The organism is Arthrobacter sp. TE12231, from assembly GCF_054062895.1.
The window spans coordinates 1,986,541-2,002,278 of sequence record NZ_JBSSFS010000001.1 but is presented as its reverse complement, the minus strand read 5'-3'; the positions used below and the strand labels follow the sequence as shown (position 1 = coordinate 2,002,278).

Sequence of the window (15,738 nt, the reverse complement as noted above, 5' to 3'; positions counted from 1 at the left end):
CGAACCTGCTGAAATGACCTGCCCGTGACTTTTTACTATCTTGACTCCGCCGACGACCCGCGGGTTTCGGACTACACCCAACTCACGGACGTGCACCTGCGCAAGGTCCGCGAACCCGCCGAGGGCCTGTACATCGCGGAGTCTTCCCGCGTCCTGCGCCGGGCCCTGGCGGCGGGGCACCGGCCGCGGTCCTTCTTCCTGGCCGAGAAATGGGCCGAGGACCTGGCGGATGTCTTTGCGCAGTACCCGGACGTCCCGGCCTATGTCGGCCCGGCCGCGCTCCTGGAGGAAATCACCGGCTTCCACCTGCACCGCGGCGCCATGGCCGCCATGCACCGGCCTGCCCCGGTGCCCCTGGCGGAACTGCTCGCGGGAGCCCGCCGGGTGGCCGTGCTGGAAGACATCGTGGACCACACCAACGTGGGGGCGATCTTCCGCTCCGCCGCTGCCCTGGGCGTGGACGCCGTCCTGGTGTCACCGCGCTGCGGGGATCCGCTGTACCGGCGCAGCGTGCGGGTCAGCATGGGCACGGTGTTCCAGGTGCCGTGGGCGCGGCTGGAAGACTGGGCGGGAGGATTGGCCGCGCTCCGGGAGCAGGGTTTCACCGTGGCCGCCATGGAGCTCACGGATGACGCCGTGGACCTGGACAAACTCGCGGCCCGGCGCCCCGAGCGGCTGGCGCTGGTGCTGGGCACGGAGGGGGCGGGCATGAGCGAAGGCACCCTGGCCGCCGTCGACCTCGCCGTGAAGATCCCGATGCGCCCGGGCGTCGATTCACTCAACGTCGCGGCGGCGTCGGCGGTCGCGTTCTGGGAGCTCCGCCCGAAGGGCTGACGTGCGCAAACGGCGTTCGTCACTCCGTCCGCTTTCCGCTATGATTGATAGCTGGCCGTCCGGTGCTTTCCGCCGGCCATCCCATTCATACCTGGCAGCTGGCAAAATCCAGTTGTGCGAACAAAGGTCCAATTATGAAGTCTGATACCCACCCGAAGTACGAAGCTGTTGTTTTCAACGACCTGGCTTCCGGCGTCAAGTTCCTGACCAAGTCCACCGTGTCTTCTTCCAAGACCATCGAGTGGGAAGACGGCAACACCTACCCGGTCATCGACGTCGAAATCTCCTCCGAGTCCCACCCGTTCTACACGGGCAAGCAGCGCATCATGGACTCCGCAGGCCGCGTCGAGCGCTTCAACGCTCGCTTCAAGGGCTTCGGCGGCAAGAAGTAACTTTCTTCCCCAAGGTCTTGTAGGAAGCCCGCACCGGCAACGGTGCGGGCTTTTTGCGTTGCCCTCGCGTACCGCCGTGCGTCGCGCCGCTGGCGGCGCGCCGCAGGCAGGATTGCCGTGGCAGGATTAATGCCATGACGACCCTTCCCTATGCTTCCGGTTCCGCGCACGACGACGGCGGCCGTCACCACGGCGAATACAAGGTCCCGGGCGGCAAGCTTGTGGTCGCCGATTTCGACGTCGTGGACGGCGTGCTGACGAACGTCTCGCTCAGCGGTGACTTTTTCCTGGAGCCGGACGAGGCGCTGCCGGAGATCAACCGGGCCCTCACAGGGCTGGCCCTGGACACCGGCGCCGCCGACATCGCGGCGGCCGTGACGGCGGCCCTGCCCGAAGACGCCGTGCTGTTTGGCTTTTCTGCCGACGCCGTCGCGGTCACCGTCCGCCGCGCCCTGGCGAAGGCCACGGGCTGGGCGGACCACCACTGGAACATCATCGCCCCGTCCGTCCTGCCCACCCACGTCAACGTTGCCCTGGATGAGGTCCTGACCGAGGAGGTCGGGGCCGGGCGGCGCAATCCCACCCTGCGGTTCTGGGACTGGGAGGAGCCCTCCGTGGTGATCGGCAGCTTCCAGTCGGTCCGCAATGAGCTCCACCCCGCAGGTGTGGCCAGGCACGGCATCAGCGTGGTCCGCCGGATCAGCGGCGGCGGGGCGATGTTCATGGAGGCCGGGAACTGCATCACCTACTCGCTCTACCTCCCGCAGACCCTCGTGGACGGCATCAGCTTCGCGGACTCGTACAGTTTCCTGGACGCCTGGGTCATGGCCGCGCTGGAGAAAGTCGGCATCAGCGCCTTCTACGTGCCGCTCAATGACATCGCCACCGAGCACGGCAAGATCGGCGGGGCGGCCCAGAAACGGCTCGCCAACGGCGGCATGCTGCACCACGTCACCATGAGCTACGACATCGACGCCGACAAGATGGTCGAGGTCCTGCGCATCGGGCAGGAGAAACTGTCGGACAAGGGCACCAGGAGCGCGAAAAAGCGGGTGGATCCGTTGCGCCGCCAGACCGGCATGGCCCGCGCCGAGATCGTCGCGGCCATGATGGACGTCTTCGCTGAACGCTATGGCGCCACGCCGTCCGAACTCACCGACGCCGAACTCGAGGCGGCCGGCCGCCGCGTCGAGACCAAGTTCGGCACCGCGGAGTGGCTCCACCGGGTGCCTTGAGCCCCTGCACCCCCGTCGGTTGCTCCGTAACGGCCCTATAGAGCCGCCAAAAGGGCAGTTACGGAGCAGTCGATCGGGGATTCGCCGCCAGGGCCTGCGCCGTGAGTGAACGGTGCAGGTGGCTGCGCTGTTCGATAATGATGCGGCGCAGCGCCCGCGGTGCTTCCGGGTGCCCGGCGAGCCAGTGGTCCGTCCGGACAATGACGGAGTGCGTGTCCGGGGTGCTGCCGTCCAGGTCCTGCCCGGCCGGGTAGAGCCCCCGGACAATCCGGCTCGCGATTTCAATGCTGCGCCCGCCCCACACGTCCACCAGGCAGTCGAAATAGCGGTCAGTGAATCCGCGCAGCAGCGGCGCCGGGGCAGTGTTGAAGCCGGCGATGGTGGCGCTCAGCAGCTGGTTGGAGAGCGAGGTGCCGTGCACGGCTTCCTGCCAAGCGGCCTCCTTGACGGCTTCCTCGGGGCGGGCCGCGAGGGCCGTGGCGTGCCCTGACTTGCCGGCGGCGGTGTTGTCCCGGGCAAGCTCCCCGTCCAGCTGGGCAACGGTGGCTTCCCCGTTGGCGGCAAGGGCATGCCAGAAGTTCCAGCGGAGCTCCGCATCCACGGACAGGCCGTCAAGGACCGTGCTGCAGTCGAGGATGCCGCGGAGCAGGTCCAGCCGGCTGTTGTCGAAGCGGCTGGCCGCGGCGACCGTGCGGGCCCACGCCAGCTGCTGGTCAGAGCCCGGCGCGGCCCGCTGGAGCTCGTCCGCAGCGAGGGACAGGAAGCCGTGGCGGACGGCGGCACGGCCGGCCGCGGGGACATAGCGTTCGATCGCGGTGGCGGCGTTGCCCAGGACATTCAGCAGCACACCGATCCCGGTTTCGGCGGGTCCGAAGCGCTGGACGGCGTCGACGTAGAGGGCGGCCGGCGTGACCGCGTCACGGGCCGAGTCCCACAGCGCCGTCCAGCACAGCGCCCGTGCCATGGGATCGCTGAGCTTGTCCAGGGAGTTGCGCGCCGTGGTCTCGGAGGGCGGGTCCAGCCGGACCTTGGCGTAGCTAAGGTCGTCGTCGTTGACCAGCAGCAGGGCGGGCCGCGGTTTACCCGCCAGTGCCGGGACGTCGGTCCGGTCGCCGCTGACGTCGGTCTCGACGCTGTCCGAGCGGACCAGGGCGCCGGCGTCGTCAAAGTCGTAGAGGCCGATCCGCAGCCGGTGCGGCCGCGGCTCCTGCCGGCCCGTCGTCGGGTCCTCCGCGTCCTGGAGGACCGTCACGGTGCCCAGGACGCCGTCGTGCTCCTCGATCTCGCTGGCGAGGGTGGAAATGCCGGAGGTCTGCAGCCACTGCCGGGCCCAGTCCGCGAGGTCCCGGCCGGATGCCGAGCTCAGCGCGGTCAGCAGCTCGGCCAGGGTGGTGTTGCCGTAGGCGTGGTCCTTGAAGTACTGGCGTGAGCCGGCAATGAACGCCTCGAACCCGACGTACGCGACAAGCTGCTTCAGGACAGAGGCGCCCTTGGCGTACGTGATGCCGTCGAAGTTCTGCTTCGCGGCCTCGAGGTCCGGGATGTCGGCAACGATCGGGTGCGTCGTGGGGAGCTGGTCCTGCACGTAGGCCCAGGCCTTGCGGTTGTTGGCGAAGTTCACCCAGGCCGTGTCCCAGTCCGTGGTCCGGTCCACGCCCAAGGTGCCCATGTAGTCCGCGAAGGATTCCTTGAGCCACAGATCGTCCCACCACTTCATTGTGACGAGGTCGCCGAACCACATGTGTGCCATCTCGTGCAGGAGGGTATTGGCGCGGGCCTGGTACTGGGAGTCGGCGGCCCGGGAGGTGAAGACGTAGCTTTCCGTGAAGGTCACGAGTCCCGGGTTCTCCATGGCGCCGAGGTTGTATTCAGGCACGAACGCCTGCTCGTATTTGCCCCACGGGTAGGGGAAATCGAAGAGCTCGTTGAAGAAGCTCAGCCCGTTCTTGGTGAGACTGAAGAGCGCCCCGGCGTCGAAGGACGCGGCCATGGACGCGCGGCAGTAGAGCGCCAGCGGCACCTCCAGGACCGTGCCGTCGGCCAGCCTGCCGCTCCAGGTGTCCCCGGCCTTGAAGTACGGACCGGCCAGGACGGTGGTGATGTACGTCGACATCGGCTGGGTGGGGGCGAAGTCCCAGAGGCTCGTGGCGGGGTCGGACGTTAGCTGGGTGCGCAGGACCTCAGCACCGTTGGAGGACACCTGCCAGTCCGACGGGGCCATGACATGGAACGTGAACTCGGCCTTCAGGTCGGGCTGCTCGAAGTTCGCGAACACCCGGCGCGCGTCAGCGGGTTCGTACTGGGTGTAGAGGTAGCACTGCCCGTCGGCGGGATCCACGAAGCGGTGCATGCCCTCGCCTGAGGTGCTGTACAGGGCCGTCCCGGTGATGGTGACCTGGTTCTCGGCCTGCAGGTTGTCGAGCCGGATGCGGGAGCCGTCCACGACGTCGGCCACGGCCAGGCCCTTGCCGTTGAGGAAGACGCTGTGCACGCTGCCCGCGATGAAGTCCACGAAGGTCGACGCTCCGGGTTCGGTGGCCGAGAACGTGATGACGCTGCGGCTCGGGTAGCCGGCGACACCCGGGTCCGCTGCCTGCCGGACGTCCAGGGAGACGTCGTAGCTGTGCGTGGTGATGAGGGCGGAGCGGGCCGCGGCTTCGTCGCGGCTCAGATTCTGATTCGACACCCCGCTATCTAATCACGGGAGCCTGTGTGCCGGATCACGTCGGCGGGAACATCAGGAACGCGGCGCCCAGCCCGAGCAGGGCGATCAGCAGCCAGGACGCCAGCGCGGCCAGCAGCGCGCGGGCGCCGGTGTGGAGGAGTTGGCCCACCCGCACCGCGGAGCCCAGTCCGAACAGCGCCATGCCCAGCAGCGCGTCCTGGACAGCGGCGGCCGCGTCCAGGACGGCGGGGGAGAGCCAGCCGGTGGTGCGGAGGGCCGCCAGGGCCACGAATCCGAGAACAAACAGCGGGATCACCGGCGGGCGCTTGGCGCCGTCGGCTTCGGAGCCCAGACGATGGTGGAAACCCGCGGCGGCCACCACCGGTGCCAGCAGGATCACCCGCGTGAGTTTGACGACGACGGCGACTGCCAGGGCGGCGGTGCCCGCGGTCTGGGCGGTGGCGACCACCTGTCCCACGTCGTGTACTGAGGCGCCGGTCCACGCCCCGAAGGTCTCCGGCCCGAGGCCCAGTGGCCGCGCGAGCAGCGGCAGCACCCCGATCGCCAGCGTCCCGCACAGGGTCACAAGCGCCACCGGCAGCACCGTTTCCTCCTGCCGGATCCGGCGCACGGCGGCCATCGCCCCGATCGCGGACGCCCCGCAGATGGCGAACCCCGTAGCCACCAGCAGCGATACGCGCGGAGGAAGCCGGAAGAGCCTGCTGATCCCGTAAGTGCCCGCGAAAGCCGCCGCCACCACGGCCGCAATCAGCAGCAGCGCCGCCCAGCCCAGGCCCAGCACGTCGCCGAGGCTGACCTTCAGGCCGAGCACCACGATTCCGGCGCGCATGAGGTGCTTGCCGGCGAAGTCCAGCCCGGGACGTGCCGGCCCGGCGGTCCAGCCCGCCACACCCGGCAGGTTGGCGGCCAGGAGCCCGAGAAGCACGGCCAGGGTCATCGCCGGGAGCGCGGGGAGCAGCTGATGGACAGCGACGGCGGCGGCAACGGCCGCTGCGGCGCCGATCAGGCCTGGCGCGGCCGCGGATGCGGGAGTGGTGGAAGGCACGCCCCTACATTGCCGTACGCGGCGGGAAAAGCAGTAACTGCGGCCGCCCGGGCAGGCGCCCGTGCGCCGACCGCGCCGTGCGGGGGCCGCCGAAATGATTTCGTAACGAAAAAGTGGTTGGCTAGTCACCATGTCTGACCTATTCCAGGATTACTCCGAGGCTGCCGGCCGCACCGGCGCCTACGACGAGATGTTTACCCCCGGCCAGCAGGCCCGGAAGTCCTACGGGCAGGTGGCCGGGGCCCTGCGTGAACTTTCATTGGCCGATGTGAGCGCCCGCGCCGATTCCATGGCACGGACCTTCCTGGACCGCGGCGTCACCTTCGACTTCGCCGGCGAGGAGCGCCCCTTCCCCCTGGACATCGTCCCCCGGGTGATCCCCGCCGATGAGTGGAGCGTCCTGGAACGCGGTGTCGCGCAGCGGGTCCGGGCCTTGGAAGCCTTCCTCAACGACGTCTACGACAAGATGACCGTGGTGTCCGACGGCGTCATCCCGCGCCAGCTCGTCACCACGAGCGCCCACTTCCACCGCCAGGTGCACGGCTTCGAACCCGCCGGCGGCGTCCGCGTCCACATTTCCGGCATCGACGTCGTCAGGGACGCCGCGGGCACCTTCCGCGTCCTGGAGGACAACGTGCGGGTGCCCTCGGGCGTCAGCTACGTCCTCGAGAACCGCCGCGCCATGGCCAAGGGCCTGCCCGAGGCCTTCGGCCAGCAGCTCATCCGCCCTGTCGAGGAATACCCGCGCCGGCTCCTGTCCGCGCTGCGCAAAACGGCGCCCGCCGGCGTCGACGATCCCACCGTCGTGGTCCTGACCCCCGGCGTGTTCAACAGCGCCTACTTCGAGCACACCCTCCTTGCCGGCCTCATGGGCGTCGAGCTCGTCGAGGGCCGCGACCTCATCTGCCGCGGCAACCGCGTCTACATGCGCACCACCGCCGGTGAGCAGCGCGTGGATGTCATCTACAAACGCATCGACGACGAGTTCCTGGATCCACTGCAGTTCCGGGCCGATTCCATGCTCGGCTGCCCGGGCCTGGTCAACGCGGCCCGCGCCGGTGGCGTGACCATCGCCAACGCGGTGGGCAACGGCGTCGCCGATGACAAGCTCGTGTACAGCTATGTCCCGGACCTGATCCGGTACTACCTCAGCGAAGAGCCCGTGATCGCCAACGTGGACACCTACCGGCTCGAAGAGAAGGAAGCCCGGGAACACGTCCTGGACCGGCTCGACGAGCTCGTGGTCAAGCCGGTCGACGGCTCCGGCGGCAAGGGCCTCGTGATCGGCCCGGATGCCTCCAAGGAAGAACTCGAAGCCCTCCGCAAGCGGGTCATCGCCGATCCCCGCGGGTGGATCGCGCAGCCGGTGCTGCAGCTGTCCACGGTGCCCACGCTCAGCGGCGACAAGTTCGGCCCCCGGCACGTGGACCTGCGCCCGTTCGCGGTCAACGACGGCGAGGACGTCTGGGTGCTTCCCGGCGGCCTGACCCGGGTGGCGCTCAAGGAGGGCTCGCTGATCGTCAATTCAAGCCAGGGCGGCGGCTCCAAGGACACCTGGGTCCTGGCGGATTCCCCGCAGGTTCCGGTCGAAGTCATCCCGCGGCCCACCATCACGGTCCGTGAGCGGGTTTCGGTCTGGCCGGTCGAAAGCAACTGGCGCGACAGCCAGAAAGAGCAGCAACAGCAGCAGCAGATTTCTGACGCGCAGGAGGTAACCGCGAATGCTTAGCCGTATTGCCGAGTCACTGTTTTGGATCGGCCGCTACGTGGAACGGGCCGACGGCACAGCCCGGATCCTCGACGTCCACCTGGAGCGCCTCAACCACCTGCCCATGGAAGAACAGCGCAGCGTCGCGCAGGAGCTCCTGGCGGTGATGGGTGCACGCCCGCAGAATGACGAGTTCGGCCTCCCCGAGCTGTTGAACGCCCTGGCGTACGACAAGCACAGTGCGACGTCGATTGCCGGCTCGCTCGGCGCGGCCCGGGAAAACGCCCGCCGTGCCCGGGAGACCGTCTCCTCCGGGCTCTGGGAAAGCCTCAACACTACCTACTACGGGCTGAACCAGCACCGCAAGGACGTCGTGGGCACCTACCGGTTCTGCAACTGGGTCCTGGAGCGCACGGCGATGGTCAGCGGCCTCGCCGACACCACCGTCAGCCACGACGAGAGCTGGCTGTTCCTGGTCCTGGGCCGGTCCCTCGAACGCGCCGACATGACGGCCCGCATGCTGTCCACGCGCGATGTCCTCTCGGCCGGCATGTCCTGGGTGAACATGCTCCGCTGCGCGGGCGCGTACGAATCCTTCCTGCGCACGCGCCGGGCGGCCTTCGGCGACCAGCACGCGGCAGAGTTCCTGCTCCTGGACCGGCTGTTCCCGCGGTCGATCGTCTACGCCCTGCGCGACGCCGACGAGTGCCTCGCGAAGCTGGACCCCTCAGCCCAGCGCGTCGGCTTCATCAACGACGCCCGCCGCATTGTCGGCCAGGCCCGCACCTTCCTGGAGTTCCACCGCACCGACGACCTGATGTCGGAACTGCCGGAGCACATGGAGCGCGTGCAAAAGGCGGTTTCGCAGGCCTCGGACGCCATTTCCCGTAAGTACTTCAATCAGGCAGACGAACTGGCCTGGGTGGGAGAAGTTTCATGACCCGGCTGAGGATCGTCCACAAGACGGCGTACAAGTACAACAAGCGCGTCACCCTGTCCTACAACGAGGCCCGGATGACCCCGCTGACGGACCCGCAGCAGGTGGTCCTGGAGTCCTCCATGAAGGTGTCGCCCTCGCAGGCGGCCCTGAGCAGCTACCGCGACTACTGGGGCACGCGCGTGACGGCCTTCGACATGCAGATGCCCCACGAACACCTCGAAGTCCTCTCCACCACCACCGTGGAGGTGCACCGGGTGGAGAAGATCGCAGCCGAGGCCGACATCGTCGGGTGGGACGTCCTGGCGGCCCCGGAGACGCTCAACCAGTACAGCGACTGGATTCCGCAGTCCCAACTGACCGGTCCGGGCACCGAAGTGCTTGGCATCATTCCGGGCGTCGTCGAGGGGAAGACGCCGCACGAGGCCGCCATGGCGGTCTTCGCCTGGATGCGCGGCGAGATGACGTACATGAAGGGCTCCACCGGCGTCACCACTAACGCCGAGCAGGCCTGGAACCAGCGGCAGGGCGTCTGCCAGGACCTGGCGCACCTGGCCATCGGCTCCCTGCGCAGTTGCGGGATCCCGGCCCGCTACGTTTCCGGCTACCTTCACCCTCGTTCGACGGCGGACATCGGCGAGACGGTGGCCGGCCAGTCCCACGCGTGGCTCGAATGGTGGGACGGCGAATGGCGCAGCTGGGACCCGACCAACCACAAGCCGGCCGGGGACTTCCACGTCACCGTGGCCCGGGGCCGCGACTACCGCGACGTCCCGCCGCTCAAGGGCATCCTGTCCGGCGGCGGCGGATCGGCCCTCAACGTCAGCGTGGAGATCACCCGCCTCGCCTAGCCGCACAACGTTGCTCTATCAGTTATGGCTGCTCTGAGCCCTCAGAACAGCCATAACTGATAGCGCAACCCGGGGACCGGGGCGGTAGGGGACCGGGGGTAAGGATTATTCCAGGCCCGACCGGGTGGCGTCGTCCAGCGGTGTCCACCAGGTCATCGGCGGGACCACCTTGAACCGACGGCCGGTGACGGTATCCGGCGTGATCCGGACGAAGTGCTCCTTCTTCCCGGCCTGCCACGGGAACAGCAACAGACCCACGGTGTCCATGACTTCCTCAGGGTTCTGCACCGGCGCGGCCTGGCCTTTGGCCACGACGCTCCAGGCGATCCCGGTGTCCGCGTCCACGCCGTCCGCTTCCACCGCTACCGGCGTGTCGCCCGTGGCTGCCTGCAGCTTGGTGCCCACTGCGGTGCGGAACACCAGCGTCCCGTGATCGACCTTGTAATTGATCGGGAAGATGTCGGGATGATCGTCCACCCAGACCGCCAGCCTACCCACCGAGACGCTGCGCAAGAGTCGCCAGCATTCGTGATGATCGAGGTTTTCCACGGCGTGGGGCTGGTCCTTCGACGTCTGGCCGCCCGGGTTCGCATCAGTACTCATGCCGGCGAGCTTACGCCGAAGGGGTGAGCAGGGGCTAGGGCAAAAGGTCCCAGCCATGGAACAAAGCGCTAATAAATGCCCACTACTCGGGACCTTCCGTTCAGTTCACGGTATTCTGGCATCACGTCGTCAGCGTCGACGAGCGCCGGAGCGATTGGGGCAACAACATGCATTCGACGGGTAAGAGCCATGGCCATACCGCCTCCGAGCCAAATCCCAGTCTCGAGGAGCTGCTGAAGGGTTTTGGTTCCAGGGCCGAGGAACTCCAACAGTCTCAGGAACGCATGGCCGGATTGCTGGAAGCGGTTGTGGCGGTGGCCGAGGACCTGAGTCTGGATGCAGTCCTGGAGCGCGTAGTGCTGTCGGCGTGCCGGTTGCTGCATGCCCGGTTCGGCGCCTTGGGGGTGATCGGCGATGACCACGCCCTGAGCCACTTCATCACCGTCGGCATCGACGAAGAGCTTGCACAGCAGATCGGTCCGTTGCCGACCGGCCACGGCGTACTCGGCCTGCTGATTTCCGATCCCCGGCCAATGCGGATGCACGATCTACGAAAACATCCGGAGTCTTACGGCTTCCCGGCACACCACCCGCCCATGCATTCCTTCCTGGGCGTCCCGGTCCGCGTCCGCGAAGTCGTCTTCGGAAACCTCTACCTCACGGAGAAGGAAAGCGGCGGCGATTTCACCGACGAGGACGAAGCCCTGGCAGTCGCCCTCGCCGCAGCCGCCGGCGTCGCCATCGAGAACGCCCGCCTTTACGACGACGCGCGCCGCAGGGCGCGGTGGCTGGAAGCCAGCATGGACGTCTCCGGGCTGATGTTGAGCACCGACCGGGACTACACCTCGGGCGGCCTTGACCCGATTGCCGCCCGCGCCCTCCAGGAGTCCGCGTCAGACCTCGCCTTGCTGGTGGCGCCCGCGGCCGACTCGCCGAGCTACGTGGTGATCGGCGTCGCCGGTGAACGCGGACGGTCCTTTTCGGGACGGTCGCTCCACCTTGAGTCCGAACTTCTGGAAGGAGTTCTCGACGGCGGCGAGCCGGTGCTCTTCGACGACGCGTCCGACGTCGTCGGGGAGGTCGACGGCTCCGTCACGGGGCCGCTGCTGGCCGTGGCACTCAGCACCCAGGGCGCCCACCACGGGCTTCTCCTGCTGGCAAAGAACAAAGATTCGGTCCGCTACGCCAGGACAGACATTGAAATGGGAGCCGTCTTCGGTTCCCACGTGGCCCTGGCCCTGGAACTGGCCAGAGTGCACCGGCTGCGCGAAGAGCTCCTGGTCTTCACCGACCGTGACAGGATCGCCAGGGACCTCCATGACCTCGTCATCCAGCGGCTGTTCGCTGCCGGACTGAGCGTGCAGAGCCTCACCCGCTTCACCAAGGAAGAATTGGCGCTGGAGCGGATCCGCAACATCACAGGCGAACTCGACGAGGCCATCCGGAGCCTCCGCGACACCATCTACTCCCTCAAGAGCAGCGGCGGCGAAACCGAACTGCTGAGCGGCCGGATCCGCCGGGTCACGAAGAGTTCGGCGAAGTCCATGCCCTTTGCCCCGCGCCTGACCATCACCGGACCGGTGGATGCCGTGACACCGGACAAGGCCGACAACGTGGTGGCTGTGGTCTCCGAGGGCCTCAGCAACGCGATCCGGCACTCGGGCGCGGACACGATTTCCGTCTCAGTCGCCGTCATCAAGGGCCGGGTGACGGTGGTGATCAACGACAACGGCACCGGATTCGCCGATCCGGAAAAACGCGGAGGCCTGACAAACCTCGAGGACCGGGCGCGGATGCTCGATGGCGAGTGCACCATCACCAGCACGCCCGACGCCGGTACGAGCCTCGAGTGGTCGGTGCCCCTTTAGGGCCCCAGTTTTCGGCGGTATGCCCGGACTGCAGGTGCTACCGGACGCTGTGCGGCCGGTTCGCGTCACCGGCGTTCCCGCCGGACGCCACCGGGACCGCCGGACTGGCGATGAAGACGGCTGCCTGAGTGCGGCGTTCGAATCCAAGCTTGGCCAGCAGCGAGGAAACGTAGTTCTTGACGGTCTTTTCCGCCAGGAACATCTCCGCCGCTATCTGCCGGTTGGTCAGTCCGCCGCCCACAAGTTCCAGTACCCGGCGTTCCTGAGGCGTGAGGGACGAGGTACGGGGGTCGACTTCCTCGGTATCCACCAGGCTGTCGACGACGCCGGCGGCGACGCCTTCCTCAAAGAGCGATTCCCCGCTGGCCGCCCGCCGCAGGGCCCCGATCAGGTCCGTGCCGCCGATTTCCTTGAGTACGTAGCCCCGGGCGCCTGCCAGCACGGCGCCGCGCAGTGCCTGTTCGTCGTCAAAGCTCGTCAGGATGATGCAGTTCAGGGAAGGGTCAACAGAGCGCACGTCGCGGCAGACCTCAATACCGGTCCCGTCAGGCAGCCGGGCGTCCAGCACACAGACGTCCGGATGCAGGGCCGGAATCCGGCGGGTTGCCTCGACCGCGGATCCGGAACTGCCGACCACGACGAATCCCTCGCCTTCGAGGAGTTCCTGCAGCCCTCGCCTGACCAGCTCGTGGTCGTCAAGGATGAAGACGCGTATAACCGCCGGCACGCCATCGGGTGCAGTGAGACCTGCATCTGACCAGGCAATCATGGTTCTCCTGTCCGGCCGCCTTCTGCTGCACCGTTTGATTCTGTAGTTCGCTGACTTCCCCAAGCCTTAGCCATTCTTCTGCACACCGTGTCCCGGGACAAGGGTCCTAATGCCCACCCGCCGGCGGCGCCGCATGACTTTTGGCCCTAGGCGCCCACAGGGCCCGGCGGCATCATGGGAGCGGCGCCATCCGTGCCCGGCCGATACGACGATGAGGGATCACCAATGAACGAAGCCAGCGACACCCGGACCATCATTGTGGGCGTTGACGGTTCGGAGCCTTCTGTGGAGGCTCTCCGGCAGGCGCAGCGCCTTGCCGTGCCGCTGTCCGCCACAGTGGTCGCCCTGGCCTGCTGGGATTACCCGCCGGTCTACGACGGCTACGTCGCCGTCGGCATCGATGACTTTGATGTCCGGGCGGGGGAGATCCTCGCCGAGGCAGTCGCCAAGGCGTTCGGCCCGGACGCTCCCGCCAACGTCGAAACCCGGCTCGTCCAAGGCCATCCGCGCCACGTGCTCATCGAGGAAAGCAAAACCGCGGACATGCTGGTTCTGGGCCGCCGCGGCCACGGCGGCTTCGGCGGCCTGCTTCTGGGATCCGTCAGCTCCGCCTGTGTGGCGCATGCGCATTGCCCGGTGCTGATCGTGCACTCGCCCGAGAACGAGTCGTGACGCCGGAGCTATTCGAAGGTGGAGCGGCGCGGGTCCGAAAGGCGCGTGGTCCAGAGGTCGGGCCGGTTGACCTTGAAGCGTCGTCCGGTCAGCGCCTTGGGAGCGACCCGCACGTAATAGGCCTTCTCGCCAGGCTGCCAGGGCTCCAATAGCAACGCATCCACGGCATCCTTCTCCTCCTGGCTCTCAATGAGCTCGGCTTCGCCGCGGGCCATGACGCTCCACGCCGCTTCGTCGTGGGCGTCGTAGCCGTCGATTTCGAAGGCGACCGGCTTGGAGGTGATGGCGCCCCACAGTTTCGTGCCGCCGGAGGTGCGGAAGACAATCGCACGCCGTTCAAGCACAAAGTTCACTGGAAAGATCTCCGGATGGCTGTCCACGATCAGCGCGACGCGCCCCACGGCTTCGGTATCGAGGAGGACCCAGCACTGGTCCATGGTGAGCGAGTAATCGGGCGAGGGCGTGGTTGAGTCCATGGACAGACACCCTACGGGCAGGCCCGGAGTCCCATTAGGGCCATAAGGCCCGGTCAAGGGGCCATAAGGCCCGGCGGCCACACCCCGCAGCGCGCTCCCCGTGCCGCCAGGCGGATCCGGGGAGCTCCGGACGTCACCAGGGGCTGGGCTTGTAGTCCTTGAGGAAGACGCCGTACTGATCTTCGCCGGCCTCGCCCATGACGATCGGGTCATAGACGCGGGCCGCGCCGTCAACCAGGTCCAGTGGCGCGTGGAAGCCCTCTTCCATGAGACGGACCTTGGTGTAGTGCGGGCGCTCGTCCGTGATCCAGCCGGTATCCACTGCGGTCATCAGGATCCCGTCGGCGTCAAGCATTTCCTGGGCACTGGTGCGCGTCATCATGTTCAGCGCCGCCTTGGCCATGTTCGTGTGCGGGTGCCCGGGGCCCTTGTAGGCGCGGGAGAACTGGCCTTCCATGGCGCTGACGTTGACGATGTACTTCCGCCGCGCGGTGGAGCGCTTCATGGCGCCGCGGAGCCGGCTCACCAGCAGGAACGGGGCCGTGACGTTGCACAGCTGCACTTCGAGCATCTCCAGCGGGTCCACCTCGTCCACCACCTGGGTCCAGCTGTTGATCGTGGCGAGATCCGGCACCAACCCGCCGGCGTCGATCGCGGTGCCCGAGGAAATGCGCTCCAGTGAGGCAGAACCCGTGGACAGGGCCAGGGAGGTGATGGCGTCCCCGGCCAGCACAGGGTGTTCAAGCACCGTGCTGGCCAGTGCCAGCGGGTGCTTGTCATGCGCGTGGCCGAACGTGACGAGCTCGGGCCCCCCATTGCCGGCCTGAAGGGCCGCGGGCAGCGGCTCGTCCTCGGCGTCGACCAGGGGCTTATAGGCGTTTCCGGAGCGCCGCACCGTCTGGGCCGCGTTGTTGATGATGATGTCCAGCGGACCTGCGGCGTCCAGGGAGTCCGTCAGGGCCATCACCTGGGACGGATCCCGGAGGTCGATGCCCACGATCCGGAGCCGGTGCAGCCAGTCAGCACTGTCCTCCATCGCGGCAAAGCGGCGCGCAGCGTCCTTCGGGAAGCGTGTGGTGATGGTGGTGTGGGCGCCGTCCCGGAGGAGCCGGAGCGCGATGTACATGCCGATCTTCGCCCGGCCACCGGTCAACAGGGCATTGCGGCCGGTCAGGTCGGTGCGCGCGTCGCGCTTGCTGTGGCTGAACAGGGCACACCCGGGGCACAGCTGGTGATAAAAGGCGTCCACCTGGGTGTAGTGCTGCTTGCAGATGTAACACGGGCGAGACCTGATGAGGTGCCCGGCGATTTCGCCGGTCGCGGACGGGGCAAGCTTGTTGCCGCGCGTCTCGTCGTCGATCCTGTCCGGGGCCGCCGTCGCTGTCTGGGCGATGACGGCGCGGTCCGCTTCGGCGATCTCATCCCGCTTGGCAACCCGGCGGTGGCGCTTGACCGCCTTGAACATCTTCCCGGTGGCACGGCGGACGGACACGTAGTCCGGGTGTTCCTCGTCGTACGCGTGGATGGTGTTCAGGACCTTCAGGCAAGCCCGAATCTCCTCCGGGGTCAGCTCGGCAGCGGCCGGCTCGGCTGGGGTCAACGCAGCAACGGAAAGATCGGAGGATAGATCGGGGGAGCTCATTGCCCCAATTTTACAGGCAA

14 protein-coding genes are annotated in these 15,738 nt (G+C 67.5%); 8 read left to right on the top strand and 6 right to left on the bottom strand.

The genetic code is table 11. The features are described 5' to 3' along the window. The first annotated feature begins 24 nt into the window (after positions 1–24). The 3 genes from ACVWYS_RS09100 to ACVWYS_RS09090 all read left to right on the top strand — a co-directional run bounded on the left by ACVWYS_RS09100 (position 25) and on the right by ACVWYS_RS09090 (position 2,461). Complete coding sequence (locus tag ACVWYS_RS09100) at positions 25–834, top strand: TrmH family RNA methyltransferase (protein WP_456506526.1); 810 nt, start codon at positions 25–27, stop codon at positions 832–834. 134 nt (positions 835–968) lie between these two features. Continuing rightward, a complete protein-coding gene (locus ACVWYS_RS09095) occupies positions 969–1,226 on the top strand; it encodes a type B 50S ribosomal protein L31 (protein WP_090956047.1) in 258 nt (85 codons plus the stop codon). A 134-nt stretch (positions 1,227–1,360) separates the two neighbouring features. Further along, the gene (locus ACVWYS_RS09090) at positions 1,361–2,461 is read left to right on the top strand and encodes a lipoate--protein ligase family protein (RefSeq protein WP_456506525.1); all 1,101 of its coding nucleotides are present in this window, start codon (positions 1,361–1,363) and stop codon (positions 2,459–2,461) included. 58 nt (positions 2,462–2,519) lie between these two features. Here the strand turns inward: ACVWYS_RS09090 and pepN are convergent, their stop codons facing one another. Further along, on the bottom strand, positions 2,520–5,147 hold the full coding sequence (gene pepN / locus ACVWYS_RS09085) for an aminopeptidase N (protein WP_456506524.1): 2,628 nt from the start codon (positions 5,145–5,147) through the stop codon (positions 2,520–2,522). Positions 5,148–5,181: 34 nt separating this feature from the next. Next, a complete protein-coding gene (locus tag ACVWYS_RS09080) occupies positions 5,182–6,192 on the bottom strand; it encodes a YeiH family protein (RefSeq protein ID WP_456506523.1) in 1,011 nt (336 codons plus the stop codon). 130 nt (positions 6,193–6,322) lie between these two features. Here ACVWYS_RS09080 and ACVWYS_RS09075 point away from each other — a divergent pair, with 130 nt between their 5' ends. Genes ACVWYS_RS09075 through ACVWYS_RS09065 form a run of 3 tightly spaced genes read left to right on the top strand, consistent with a single transcriptional unit; the run spans position 6,323 to position 9,688 of the window. Further along, complete coding sequence (locus tag ACVWYS_RS09075) at positions 6,323–7,921, top strand: circularly permuted type 2 ATP-grasp protein (RefSeq protein WP_116765708.1); 1,599 nt, start codon at positions 6,323–6,325, stop codon at positions 7,919–7,921. Continuing rightward, positions 7,914–8,840 (top strand): alpha-E domain-containing protein, encoded by a 927-nt coding sequence (locus ACVWYS_RS09070; RefSeq protein ID WP_091254130.1) that lies wholly within the window; start codon positions 7,914–7,916, stop codon positions 8,838–8,840. Before ACVWYS_RS09075 ends, ACVWYS_RS09070 begins: the two co-directional genes overlap by 8 nt. After that, positions 8,837–9,688 (top strand): transglutaminase family protein, encoded by an 852-nt coding sequence (locus ACVWYS_RS09065; protein WP_344367716.1) that lies wholly within the window; start codon positions 8,837–8,839, stop codon positions 9,686–9,688. The genes ACVWYS_RS09070 and ACVWYS_RS09065 overlap by 4 nt, the downstream gene beginning before the upstream one ends. 105 nt (positions 9,689–9,793) lie before the next feature. On the opposite strand, the gene ACVWYS_RS09060 is transcribed toward ACVWYS_RS09065, so the two are convergent. Continuing rightward, positions 9,794–10,291, bottom strand: coding sequence for a pyridoxamine 5'-phosphate oxidase family protein (locus ACVWYS_RS09060; protein WP_237563289.1), 498 nt, complete (start codon positions 10,289–10,291; stop codon positions 9,794–9,796). Positions 10,292–10,458: 167 nt separating this feature from the next. Here ACVWYS_RS09060 and ACVWYS_RS09055 point away from each other — a divergent pair, with 167 nt between their 5' ends. Continuing rightward, a complete protein-coding gene (locus ACVWYS_RS09055; RefSeq protein WP_456509611.1) occupies positions 10,459–12,159 on the top strand; it encodes a GAF domain-containing protein in 1,701 nt (566 codons plus the stop codon). 37 nt (positions 12,160–12,196) lie between these two features. Here ACVWYS_RS09055 and ACVWYS_RS09050 read toward each other — a convergent pair whose 3' ends face one another. Then, complete coding sequence (locus ACVWYS_RS09050; RefSeq protein WP_456509610.1) at positions 12,197–12,928, bottom strand: response regulator; 732 nt, start codon at positions 12,926–12,928, stop codon at positions 12,197–12,199. A gap of 225 nt (positions 12,929–13,153) precedes the next feature. Between ACVWYS_RS09050 and ACVWYS_RS09045 the strand changes: the two genes are divergently transcribed. Beyond that, the gene (locus ACVWYS_RS09045; RefSeq protein WP_456506522.1) at positions 13,154–13,600 is read left to right on the top strand and encodes a universal stress protein; all 447 of its coding nucleotides are present in this window, start codon (positions 13,154–13,156) and stop codon (positions 13,598–13,600) included. An 8-nt stretch (positions 13,601–13,608) separates the two neighbouring features. Here the strand turns inward: ACVWYS_RS09045 and ACVWYS_RS09040 are convergent, their stop codons facing one another. Then, positions 13,609–14,076 carry a pyridoxamine 5'-phosphate oxidase family protein gene (locus tag ACVWYS_RS09040; RefSeq protein WP_116765703.1) on the bottom strand — a complete coding sequence of 156 codons (468 nt, stop codon included), beginning with the start codon at positions 14,074–14,076 and terminating at the stop codon, positions 13,609–13,611. Between the two features lie 133 nt (positions 14,077–14,209). Then, positions 14,210–15,718, bottom strand: coding sequence for an SDR family NAD(P)-dependent oxidoreductase (locus tag ACVWYS_RS09035; RefSeq protein WP_456509609.1), 1,509 nt, complete (start codon positions 15,716–15,718; stop codon positions 14,210–14,212). Positions 15,719–15,738: the final 20 nt, after the last annotated feature.

Excerpts from the sequence above, each read along its gene's own strand:
- ACVWYS_RS09050 (WP_456509610.1), bottom strand. The coding sequence starts at position 12,928 with ATGATTGCCTGGTCAGATGCAGGTCTCACTGCACCCGATGGCGTGCCG.
- ACVWYS_RS09040 (WP_116765703.1), bottom strand. The coding sequence starts at position 14,076 with ATGGACTCAACCACGCCCTCGCCCGATTACTCGCTCACCATGGACCAG.
- ACVWYS_RS09045 (WP_456506522.1), top strand. The coding sequence starts at position 13,154 with ATGAACGAAGCCAGCGACACCCGGACCATCATTGTGGGCGTTGACGGT.
- ACVWYS_RS09060 (WP_237563289.1), bottom strand. The coding sequence starts at position 10,291 with ATGAGTACTGATGCGAACCCGGGCGGCCAGACGTCGAAGGACCAGCCC.
- ACVWYS_RS09075 (WP_116765708.1), top strand. The coding sequence starts at position 6,323 with ATGTCTGACCTATTCCAGGATTACTCCGAGGCTGCCGGCCGCACCGGC.
- ACVWYS_RS09065 (WP_344367716.1), top strand. The coding sequence starts at position 8,837 with ATGACCCGGCTGAGGATCGTCCACAAGACGGCGTACAAGTACAACAAG.
- ACVWYS_RS09035 (WP_456509609.1), bottom strand. The coding sequence starts at position 15,718 with ATGAGCTCCCCCGATCTATCCTCCGATCTTTCCGTTGCTGCGTTGACC.
- ACVWYS_RS09095 (WP_090956047.1), top strand. The coding sequence starts at position 969 with ATGAAGTCTGATACCCACCCGAAGTACGAAGCTGTTGTTTTCAACGAC.
- ACVWYS_RS09055 (WP_456509611.1), top strand. The coding sequence starts at position 10,459 with ATGCATTCGACGGGTAAGAGCCATGGCCATACCGCCTCCGAGCCAAAT.
- ACVWYS_RS09070 (WP_091254130.1), top strand. The coding sequence starts at position 7,914 with ATGCTTAGCCGTATTGCCGAGTCACTGTTTTGGATCGGCCGCTACGTG.
- ACVWYS_RS09090 (WP_456506525.1), top strand. The coding sequence starts at position 1,361 with ATGACGACCCTTCCCTATGCTTCCGGTTCCGCGCACGACGACGGCGGC.